Genomic DNA, 10270 nt, shown 5'->3' with positions numbered 1-10270 from the left:
AAAATAAAAAACTCCTACAAAGTAGGAGGGGAATCAAACAGTTGGGTCAAGAGATCCTTTGACCCATCTAACTCGGCGAATGCCGAGAGTCTATTTTTTACTGAGGAGGTATGCCCTGTAATGTTACTTTATGTATTTGAACTTAACTTGAATGGACAAAAGCCGTATAAAATCGAAAAATGGGCAAATACATTTACGATAAATGATCTTTGATGTACTGCAGGGCTTCTTCCACGTGCCCCTTAACCTTTACTTTTCTCCATTCCTTGGCGATCCTGCCCTCTTTATCGATGATAAAAGTTGAACGCTCAATTCCCATATATTCCTTGCCAAAGTTCTTTTTCAACTTCCAGACACCATACTTTTCCGCCACTTCGTGGTTGTCATCGACGAGAAGCAAAAATGGCAAGCCATGCTTTTCAATAAACTTTTCATGCTTGTCCAACGGATCGGGGCTGACTCCCAAAATGACTGCATCAAGCGTTGCGAAGTCTTCATGCATATCTCTGAAGTCACATGCCTGCGTTGTACATCCAGGTGTCATATCTTTAGGATAAAAATATAAAACGACGTTTTTCCCTTTAAAATCAGATAAGCTAACTTCCTTCCCATTGCTTGCAAGCAATGAAAAATCCGGAGCCATTTCCATTTCTTTTACTGTCATAAAATCGCCTCCTGTCATGATCATCTCTTATAAGCCTACACAAAATTAAAGACAAATACAATTATTCTAATTTTTACCCCGAGAGGCAGGATCAAAATCAACAAAGGTACGAACAACGAAGGCAGCCGGAATCGTATAACCAAGGAGTGCTTCAATGATGACAAGGAAGCGACCGATACCAATGGGAGCGACATCCCCAAAGCCTACGGAAAAAAGGGTGACGGCACTTAAATAGATGGAGGTTCCCAGCCGGGAAAAAAATGATTGTGGGGCAGAAGAAGCTGCGTCATCATAAAGAACCCGATAACCTTTCAATTCCAGAAGGAGGTAAAGCATTCCGAAGCCGACCATGATAACGGCATATGTGATTGCCAGAAAAATGAAATTTTCAAAAGACACTTCTTTGAATTTGAACCTTGTGGGGAAAAATAGCATTCTAAGAGCCATCAATATACAAATGACAACTCCTAAAAATAAAATGTACCACATCCCCATCAACTCCTTTAACCCTTGTCTTTCATCTTACGTTCGATTATTTATTGCTATGACGCCCGTTGAAGAATCATCAAAATCATTGCGTGAAGATCACTTGCATACTAAAATATATGAAGGATTTTACTTCTGAGGGTATCAATTTTACATAAAGAAGCACTAATCACGGGAGGATGAAACAGCCTTTCCCGCGCTTTTAAAACAGTAGAGGGCGGTACGCCTGCCGATTACGGAGCCTATATAATGGAGATTGATTACTTAGGAGCCATATACATTACCGCCCTTTCCCATCCTCATGTTGCCAAGGTTAGCGACGAAACAGGAGTGTTGTTTGAAGTGAACTTTGCACAAATGCTGAAAAATGACTCCTTCACTGGACAAAGCTTGGGAACAAAAAGCAGTTATGTCCACAATCCGGAAGCATGAGCTTTAAGTTATTATGGTCATTTTGATCTCGCACTCGTTGTGGAAGGGTCAGGTTCTTAACAATTTTAGCATGCCTCCTCCGAGGAGTTATGATCATTACTGTTCAATCATATTGAGGAGTTGAACATGCCATGAAGCCTGAGCAGTGAAAATAGCCAGCTGTTTTGATTTCAGATGATGGCTGGAAGCTATGGATTGGTGATTCTAAAAACGGATTTCTTGAAAAAGTAAATGAAATAGCACATGATCATGAAGCACTCGTGATTTATAATGAGGTGATCTCTCTTCCCTTTATGTATGGATGGTGTCCAAAACGAAGATTTGGCTGCCACGGGAAAAATGATCGGCACGGACTTGCCGGTCGGTGGTTATGGCGGGAAAAACAATAAAAGGTGTCGCTTCCTTGGTTCTGCTCGGGGGCAATCGCCGGAAACCCGCTTCCATTCTTTCAACAGAATTGCTTGTTTGGAAATTCCTCAAAAGAGGTGGATATAAGTAAGGACTTGGCGCCTCCTTGAAGATAGGATTTCAGGCAGAAAAACCGGCGATCGTCTGAAAGGCGCACACCCGCGAAAAAGAGATATATGATGAACAGGCAGAAAAAACATGTGTCAACTTCTTCAAACTTCTGCCTCGGGAAGCCATACAAATAAGCCACTCGCATAGGATATAATGGATACCATTTCCTATGTGGAAAATGCTTTTAAAAAATTGAAATGAAGGAAACGCTCGTAATAGCGATTTTCCTAACAGAAAGGAACTATTGAATATGAAGCTTGGTGCCCGCATGTTAAAAACGGGAATAGCCATTACGTTATCACTTTATATCGCTCAGCTTCTTAATTTGCAACCAATTCTGTTTGCAGGAATAGCAGCTATATTTGCAATCCAGCCGACCATTTATCGTTCGTACTTATCTGTTGTAGAGCAAATACAAGGAAATATTATTGGTGCTTTACTGGCCATCGCCTTTACCCTGCTGTTTGGGAATCATTTGCTGATCATCGGACTGGCTGCGATCGTAGCGATCGGAATCATGTTAAAGTTGAAGCTGGAGAATTCGATTAGGCTGGCGCTCGTTACGATTATTGCCATTATGGAAGCACCGGTTGATGAATTCCTGTACTATGCTTCTTTACGTACATTTTCAATTTTTATTGGTATTTTAAGTGCTTTTGTCGTCAACTTGATCTTCCTTCCCCCGAAATATGAAACAAGACTTTTTCAAAGCATTTCGGAAGTAACGGAAGACATATTAAAGTGGCTTAGACTTACGACGAGATTCGCCTCCGAAGACGAGCTTTTGAAAGAAGATATTGAAACAATCAAAAAGAGATTAACGAAAGTAAATCAACTGTATTCCATGTATGAAGAAGAACGGAGTTATTTTAAAAAAACAGATTATGCCAAACTCCGCAAACTTGTCCTCTACAGGCAAATGATCCAAGTGACACAAAAGAGCTATGACATCTTGAAACTCCAGCATAAATATGAGAATATCCTACTCCAGCTTCCCGAAACGCTTCAAGTGGAAACACGGGAAAGGCTTGATCTCTTAATGAGCTATCATGACCAGTTGCTCTTGAAGTTTATCGGACGGGTCAAACCGGAAGCAGAGCTTGATGATGTTCATTATGGCGAATCGAGCAGGGACCAGCTGCGGGATGCCTATTTAGCCGAAATTCGCAGAGATAATATAGAAGATGAATTTCAGCCTTACCATTTAATGCGGGTGCTGACCGCGATCATTGAATATGAAGAACAATTGGAGCAACTGGAAAAGTTGATCCGAACTTCTCAAACATTCCATGAAGACGAAACCCAGGTGACATTACCTTCATAATTTATATGAATCAAATAATGCTTATCATGAATTAAAATGAAACTTCGGGCAGCAGTGGTTGGCCTAAAAGGGGTGGATCATGCAAAGGGTGCCACACAATGTGGTGCCCCTGAGTCTTGCGGACCTCCAGAAGCAAAGGCTAAGATCGAAAGCGTCATATTGGCAAGCTCAGACAGCAACATCCCACACTTTTTTCTACGTGGGTAACATGTATCGAAGCTCCTCATCCTTTATACATCTTTGTGACCGATATCCTTGAAAAACAATGCGATGTGTCGCAGTCGAAGCTTTTTTCTATTGAATCGGGTGTTTACAAGCGGAGGGTGGTACTACCAGTTCATGCTGGATCTCATAAACAAAATGATACACATAAAAAAAACCGGAGGTTCTCTTCCTCCGGCTTTTTCATGCCAACTGCTGTACTTGGAAAAGGGAGTAGTAATGCCCTTGCCTTTTCATAAGCTCTTCATGCGTTCCCACTTCAACAATTCTTCCATGCTCAATCAATACAATCCGGTCGGCATGTGTAATCGTTGATAGTCTGTGCGCAATGACAAACGTCGTTCTATTTTTCGCCAATTCATCAAGGGCTTCCTGGATTAAATGTTCACTTTCCAGGTCAAGAGCCGATGTTGCCTCATCCAATATAAGTATAGGCGGATTTTTTAAGAAAACCCTTGCGATGGCAATCCTTTGTTTTTGTCCACCGGACAATTTCACGCCGCGTTCTCCGACAGTCGTCTCGTACCCATTGGGCAAATCCATGATAAAATCGTGTGCATTGGCGGCTTTGGCCGCTCTGATCACCTCTTCCTCGGTGCTGTCAGGCTTTCCGAGCAAAATATTTGTTTTGACCGAGTCGCTGAATAAAATATTGTCCTGTAAAACAACTCCGATTTTATCGCGTAAGCTGCGGACTTTCAAGGTTCGGATGTCTATTCCATCGAGCAAGACTTTCCCTTTCGTTACATCATAAAAACGCGGAATCAAACTGACAAGGGATGATTTTCCTCCTCCACTCATTCCAACAAGCGCGATCGTTTCCCCTTCTTTTACATCTAAGTTAATGTCTCGAAGCACGAGCTTTTCCTTTTCACTATAGGAAAAAGAAACATCATCAAAACGAATATTGCCCCGGACTTCTCCAACTTCCACCGCACCCGGTTCATCAGCAATATCATATTTGACATCGGCCAACTCGAAGACACGATCCATCGACGCAATCGATTGGGTAAGTGTAGTTGAAGAGTTCATTAACCGGCGAAGCGGATTATACAATCGTTCTACATATCCCATAAAGGCAACCATCGTACCGATCGAGAGATTTCCATGAATGACCTGGTACCCGGCATAGGCGATGACAATGAGCGGGGCAATATCCGTAATTGTATTGACAACAGCAAACGCTTTTGCCGTCCAGCTCGTATGATTCAGCGCTTTTTGCAAAAAGTTTGTATTATTTTTATCGAATTGGGTTTGTTCATGGTCTTCAATTGCAAAACTTTTAATAACAGGCATCCCTTGGACCCGTTCGTGCAGATAACTTTGGACCTCGGCCAACGCTTGGGAACGCTCCCTTGTCAATCTCCGTAAATTTCCAAAGAAATAGCGTACCGATATCATATAAAGCGGGAATACGGCAAGCGATACAATTGTGAGAGGTACGTCAAGTGTAAACATAATGGCGATCGCGATAAGGACTGTAGCCGCATCCAGCCACAAGTTCATCAACCCGGTAATCACAAAGTCCTTTGTTGCTTCGACATCATTAATGACCCTGGAAATCACTTCTCCGGAACGAGTGTTTGAATAAAACTTAAAACTCAGCTTTTGAATATGCGTGAACAGCCGATCGCGGATATCATACAATATTTTGCTCGCGGTCCATTGCGCAAAATATTGCCTGTAATACTCAACAGGCGGCCTTATAATAACAAATATGAACATCATAACGGCCATCGTGATAAACAATGTGGATGTTTTTTCATCGGCACTCAAATGATTGGCAGTAATGATATCATCTATCACATACTTCATTAAAAAAGGAATTAACAGCGGTATCGCGAATTTAATAATTCCTATGAAAAGTGTTCCAATAATTTTCCAACGATACGGCTTTACGAAAGCCAAATACCTTTTAATGATCCCCATGCGACTCCCCCCAAAGAAGGGCAAATGCCCTAATTTCTGATGTCAGCTTCTTTTTGCCAACAATAAATAAAGCCTGCCGAGAAACGCCAACAGGGATTAACTTAAATATGTTAAATAGCGATCATACCAAATATCAATAAAGTCAGCGGAAAAGGGCCCCTTCCCCTGCCTGATCCAGCGTACAAGCTTATCCACATTTTTTTTCAAGATATGATCGATTACATCCGGATATCCCATCAACTTTCGGTTGTGTTCATACTCGTCTTCGTCCAAAAGGGTAAAAGTCATGTCAGGAAATACTTTTATATCCAAGTCATAGTCAATATATTTTAATGCTTCCCGGTCATACACAAATGGCGAGCCGAGGTTGCAATAGTGGTAAATACCGTCATCTCTGATCATCGAAATAATGTTAAACCACAAGTCAGAATGAAAGTAACAGATTGCAGGTTCACGTGTCATCCAAGTCCTGCCATCCGCTTCCGTTACGAGTGTTCGGTCGTTTCCGCCGATCACCATATGATTTGTCGCCTTTAACACTTTAGTTTCGGCCCAAATCCTATGTAGGCTGCCGTTGTGTTTATAGCTTTGTATTTGAATATTTGATCCTTCCGCGGGAATATCCATCGTCTCCCCTACTTTCTAAATAAAAAAGAGCGCACCGTAATAGGAGCGTCTCACACCACGCGCCTCATATTAAAAAATGCCTTTTACATATAATACGATAAACTATCCGATACTATTATAACGGTTTAAGCACATTTTTAAAACTGAAGGGCTTCTTAAAAAGAGCGCGAGTCGCGTACCAGACAACAAAAATTTTCCAAAAAACGGCTTTTCTACTTTCCGCGCAAAGCTGCCGACTTACCATCATAAACAGCATCTTTGGATGTACTGCTTTCTTTCCTACTGCTTAACTTGAACCGCTGACCGCGGTCTTCCTCACCACATATTCAATTCGCGCTTTTACTCGCCCGCTGATATGCTGACGATTTTTCCTTACTCTAGAGCCGGCACTTGCTTGGACCTCCTGTACGGGGGCAGTCTCAATCGGCGACATCCTGTCGCTTCGCCGGAACTTAAATGTCTTGTTCGGCGCAGGCTTAATCGGCGCCTCCCAGCACAGCATAGAAAAATGATACAAAAAATGAGCGGCTGCTCTTCATGTGAAAAGCAGCCGCTCACTTACATATATGCGTTACTGTCCGGCGTTTTGGCCTTTGCGTGCCTCAGCACGTTGGTTTTTCTGTCTTACTTGTTGTGCATCAGTTTCGCTGGCGAACTCAGCGCCAAATTGGCCTTGTTGTTGGGCACCAGCTGATTGTGCGTTTTGTTGTTTTACCTTTTGCACGTTTGTTTCGCTCGCAAACTCAGTGCCAAATTGGCCTTGAGCGCCCGCTGATTGTGCATTTTGCTGCCTTACTTTTTGAACGTTTGTTTCAGATTGGTTTCTTTTAGCCATCATTCTCACCTCCACGTTTCTTAATGTAACCAGAGGTGTATGTTGTTATCCAATTTTTTGGGCAAAAATAAAAACCAATCCGCCATACACGTACCAAATTTGGATAAGTATTTTAAACGAGGATAGAGCGGCCTCCATCAACGATAATTGTCTGGCCCCTGATCATGGACGCATCATCTGAAACGAGAAACATGATCGTTTTGACAATATCATCAATTTCGACCATGCGTCCTGCAGGTGTATTTTTTCGGGCGTCTTCCAACAACTCCTCGCGATTCGGGAAATGTGTCAATGCATCCGTATCAATAGCCCCCCCGGATACGGCATTCACAATAATATTTTTCGGGGAAAGCTCCACCGCCAAATAGCGTGTCAATGCTTCAACGGCGGCTTTTGATACTCCGACTGTTGTATAATTTTCTAAATATCGAATGGAGCCCAAAGAACTCAGGCTGACAATTTTTCCTCCACCGTTTTTTTCCATTAACTTTGCGGATTCTTGGGCACAAAAAAGCAGTGCTTTACTGTTAATATTCATTGTCCAATCCCAGTGGGATTCTTCAAGCTCCATTGCCGGACGCAAAACGCCGGATGCCGCGTTATTGATCAATACATCCAGGCGTCCAAACTCTTCCGAAATCTTTTCAAACATCGCTTTTATTTTGTCAACATCTCCGACATTCGCCCGCGCGAGCAACGCCTTTCTTCCCAGCTTTTCAATCTCTTCAACCGTTTCGAGGGCGGCTTTTTTGCTCCGCGCATAATTTACTACTATGTCGTAACCTTTTTCAGCCAAAGCAATGGCGGCAGCTTTTCCAACTCCCCTGCTGCTACCTGTAACGAGTGCTACTTTATTACTCATCTAAATCCTACCTTTCGTTTTCTCTTTCGTATTTTACATGGCTTTTATAAGCCTGCCAAATTTTTTGGTGGGAAACAGGAAACGCCAACTCTCCCATTTCCTCCTCCGTGACAAACCGTATCCGCTCATCCTCCTCCAGTCTGCCATTTACCACTTTTCCGGAAAAAGCGGAAATCGTCCATCTTAAATGGGTAAACACATGGTGAACCATCGTAAAAGACTCAGGAGTAACCTCTGCATCAACCGAGTACTTCGTCATCAAAAAGTCTTGAAGCGTTTCATATGGCTCCAGTACAGGGCGCGTTTCAATATTGGGGAATTCCCATAAATTAGCTAAAAGCCCCTTCCCAGGCCTTTTGCGAATCAGGAATTCTCCTTTCTCATTTTGTAAAACAATTGCCACCAATTCATCGTGTCTTGTATTTTTTTTGCGGGTCTTAACAGGAAGTTGATCCTGGACTCCTTTTTCAAAAGCGGAACAATGCTTTTGCACCGGACATAAAAGACATGCAGGTGACGTCGGCGTACAGACAAGGGCTCCTAGCTCCATTAACGCTTGATTAAAGTAAGAAGGATTCGGCTCAAACATCAATGCTCGAGCACATGCCTCAAACGTTTTGCGTGAAGCGGGGACAGCAATATCCTCCGTAATCAATAAAATTCTGGATAATACCCGCATCACATTTCCGTCTACCGCTGGTTCAGGTATTCCATAAGCAATGCTTAATACCGCACCTGCGGTGTATGGACCGACTCCTTTTAATTTTAAAATTTCTTCTTTTTGATCCGGAACTTTTCCCCCGTAATTTGCAACCACTTCTTTTATCGCTGAGTGCAAATTTCTGACACGGGAATAATATCCAAGACCTTCCCATATTTTAAGAATAGATTCTTCGTCCGCTTCCGCGAACGATTCAATCGTCGGAAATTTTTCCAAAAAACGCTGAAAGTAGGGAATGACAGTTTCTACCCTCGTCTGTTGCAGCATGATTTCCGAAACCCATACTTTGTAAGGGTCATTGTCCTTTCTCCACGGAAGATCCCGTTGTTCCGCTTCAAACCAACTAATAAGATCTTGTTGAAATTCTTCTACTTTGGGCATGTTTATTCTTTCGGTTAAAGCCATCTTCAAACCCCTTTATTCATGATTATTCCTGCTTTTTTTAGGGAATAGTATAATGACAATCATACTGCGCCTATTGCTTTTTAATTTTAAAAAGAATATGATTGACAAAGAAAGAATCCCTTCACGAAGGAGGATCTAGATTGGACACAGCTACCCATGTTGTGATGGGATTTGCAATCGGCGGGCTAGCCACACTTGATCCAGTTGTGGCACAATCTACTGTAAATACTCAGAGCGTGCTCGTTGCTGCAATTATCGGCTCGCAAATTCCTGACATAGATACACTTTTAAAGCTCCGGAATAATGCGGTGTATATCCGTAATCATAGAGGCATTACCCACTCGATCCCCGCCATTTTTATTTGGTCGGTGGTCGTAGCCGCTTTCGTTTACTTCTTTTTCCCGGAAACAAATTGGCTGCACTTGTGGATTTGGTCACTCGTCGCTGTGTTTATGCATGTGTTTGTGGATATTTTCAATGCATACGGTACACAGGCATTGCGACCTTTTTCCTCAAAGTGGGTTGCCCTTGGGATGATCAATACATTTGACCCTTATATTTTTGGCCTGCACGTGGCCGGCATTCTAATATGGCTGCTCGGTGCGCCTCCCGGATATACATTCCTTATTATGTATGGGATCATTTTCCTATATTATATTCTGCGTTTTGTCATGCAGCAAATGGTCAAGTCCGCTGTGTTAAAAACAGTTCCGGATGCTGAAAGAATCATTATTGCATCTACAATGTACTTTAACCAATGGAGAATTGCCGTCACCGCCAAAGACTATTATTACGTAGGGAGAGCCTACAGGCGGTCGATTACAATTTTTGACAAATTTAAACGGATTCCCGTTCCGGACACACCTGTTATAAAAGCGGCCTTACAAGACAAAAATATTTCAGCCTTTCTATCATTTTCACCGGTTTATCGCTGGGAGATAAAAGAATACAATCAGTATACCGAAGTGCGTTTTATTGATCTCCGGTATCGCAGTAATGGACATTATCCATTTGTTGCCATCGTCAAGCTTGACGAGGACTTAGAATTGATCACATCTTATACCGGTTGGGTGTACAGCGAAGAAAAGCTGAGAAAAAAACTACAGGTTGTTACCGATTAAGCACACAGTGTTAGGCACTGTGTTTTTTTGGCTCTATACTAAATGTTGGGGTTTCCACATAATTTGCACATAAAAATATACACGCAAACATCCAATTCTTTTATACTTGAATTGCCTAGAAAC

The 10270-nt window shown here is 42.3% G+C and carries 11 protein-coding genes; 4 read left to right on the top strand and 7 right to left on the bottom strand.

Annotated elements, in window-relative coordinates; genetic code table 11:
• On the top strand, positions 1–213 hold a 213-nt coding region (locus JOC94_RS22110), incomplete at its 5' end, for a hypothetical protein (protein ID WP_205180368.1).
• Here JOC94_RS22110 and bcp read toward each other — a convergent pair.
• Both bcp and JOC94_RS22100 read right to left on the bottom strand, forming a co-directional pair.
• Positions 194–664 (bottom strand): thioredoxin-dependent thiol peroxidase, encoded by a 471-nt coding sequence (bcp, locus tag JOC94_RS22105; protein WP_077109558.1) that lies wholly within the window; start codon positions 662–664, stop codon positions 194–196. The genes JOC94_RS22110 and bcp overlap by 20 nt on opposite strands.
• A 66-nt stretch (positions 665–730) precedes the next feature.
• Positions 731–1153: an ion channel gene (locus tag JOC94_RS22100; RefSeq protein WP_077109557.1), complete on the bottom strand. Its 423-nt coding sequence runs from the start codon at positions 1151–1153 to the stop codon at positions 731–733.
• Positions 1154–1399: 246 nt separating this feature from the next.
• On the opposite strand from JOC94_RS22100, the gene JOC94_RS22095 reads away from it, so the two are divergent.
• Together JOC94_RS22095 and JOC94_RS22090 are read left to right on the top strand one after the other, a co-directional pair.
• Positions 1400–1582, top strand: a complete 183-nt coding sequence (locus JOC94_RS22095) for a hypothetical protein (protein WP_077109556.1) — start codon at positions 1400–1402, stop codon at positions 1580–1582.
• Between the two features lie 769 nt (positions 1583–2351).
• Positions 2352–3425, top strand: a complete 1074-nt coding sequence (locus JOC94_RS22090) for an FUSC family protein (RefSeq protein ID WP_077109554.1) — start codon at positions 2352–2354, stop codon at positions 3423–3425.
• A 405-nt stretch (positions 3426–3830) separates the two neighbouring features.
• On the opposite strand, the gene JOC94_RS22085 is transcribed toward JOC94_RS22090, so the two are convergent.
• The 5 genes from JOC94_RS22085 to mutY form a co-directional block, all read right to left on the bottom strand.
• Entirely contained in the window at positions 3831–5576 is a 1746-nt protein-coding gene (locus JOC94_RS22085; RefSeq protein WP_077109553.1) for an ABC transporter ATP-binding protein, read from the bottom strand.
• Positions 5577–5672: 96 nt separating this feature from the next.
• Positions 5673–6203 (bottom strand): nucleoside tri-diphosphate phosphatase, encoded by a 531-nt coding sequence (gene ntdP / locus JOC94_RS22080; RefSeq protein ID WP_077109552.1) that lies wholly within the window; start codon positions 6201–6203, stop codon positions 5673–5675.
• 571 nt (positions 6204–6774) lie between these two features.
• A complete protein-coding gene (locus tag JOC94_RS22075) occupies positions 6775–7038 on the bottom strand; it encodes a gamma-type small acid-soluble spore protein (protein WP_139345529.1) in 264 nt (87 codons plus the stop codon).
• A 112-nt stretch (positions 7039–7150) separates the two neighbouring features.
• Positions 7151–7900: an enoyl-[acyl-carrier-protein] reductase FabL gene (gene fabL / locus JOC94_RS22070; RefSeq protein WP_077109550.1), complete on the bottom strand. Its 750-nt coding sequence runs from the start codon at positions 7898–7900 to the stop codon at positions 7151–7153.
• 7 nt (positions 7901–7907) lie between these two features.
• Positions 7908–9026, bottom strand: coding sequence for an A/G-specific adenine glycosylase (mutY, locus tag JOC94_RS22065; RefSeq protein WP_077109549.1), 1119 nt, complete (start codon positions 9024–9026; stop codon positions 7908–7910).
• Positions 9027–9166: 140 nt separating this feature from the next.
• Between mutY and JOC94_RS22060 the strand changes: the two genes are divergently transcribed.
• On the top strand, positions 9167–10147 hold the full coding sequence (locus tag JOC94_RS22060; RefSeq protein WP_077109548.1) for a metal-dependent hydrolase: 981 nt from the start codon (positions 9167–9169) through the stop codon (positions 10145–10147).
• Positions 10148–10270: the final 123 nt, after the last annotated feature.

Origin of the sequence: Siminovitchia thermophila (genome assembly GCF_016909185.1) — a bacterium.
GTDB classification, from domain to species: domain Bacteria; phylum Bacillota; class Bacilli; order Bacillales; family Bacillaceae_C; genus Siminovitchia; species Siminovitchia thermophila.
The sequence above is the reverse complement of the archived record's forward strand: the minus strand, read 5'-3'. Positions and strand labels throughout refer to the sequence as shown.

Bases quoted from the DNA above. Each gene is read 5' to 3' on its own strand.
- bcp (WP_077109558.1), bottom strand. From the start codon at position 664: ATGACAGTAAAAGAAATGGAAATGGCTCCGGATTTTTCATTGCTTGCA.
- JOC94_RS22085 (WP_077109553.1), bottom strand. From the start codon at position 5,576: ATGGGGATCATTAAAAGGTATTTGGCTTTCGTAAAGCCGTATCGTTGG.
- JOC94_RS22095 (WP_077109556.1), top strand. From the start codon at position 1,400: ATGGAGATTGATTACTTAGGAGCCATATACATTACCGCCCTTTCCCAT.
- fabL (WP_077109550.1), bottom strand. From the start codon at position 7,900: ATGAGTAATAAAGTAGCACTCGTTACAGGTAGCAGCAGGGGAGTTGGA.
- JOC94_RS22100 (WP_077109557.1), bottom strand. From the start codon at position 1,153: ATGTGGTACATTTTATTTTTAGGAGTTGTCATTTGTATATTGATGGCT.
- JOC94_RS22090 (WP_077109554.1), top strand. From the start codon at position 2,352: ATGAAGCTTGGTGCCCGCATGTTAAAAACGGGAATAGCCATTACGTTA.
- mutY (WP_077109549.1), bottom strand. From the start codon at position 9,026: ATGGCTTTAACCGAAAGAATAAACATGCCCAAAGTAGAAGAATTTCAA.
- JOC94_RS22075 (WP_139345529.1), bottom strand. From the start codon at position 7,038: ATGGCTAAAAGAAACCAATCTGAAACAAACGTTCAAAAAGTAAGGCAG.
- ntdP (WP_077109552.1), bottom strand. From the start codon at position 6,203: ATGGATATTCCCGCGGAAGGATCAAATATTCAAATACAAAGCTATAAA.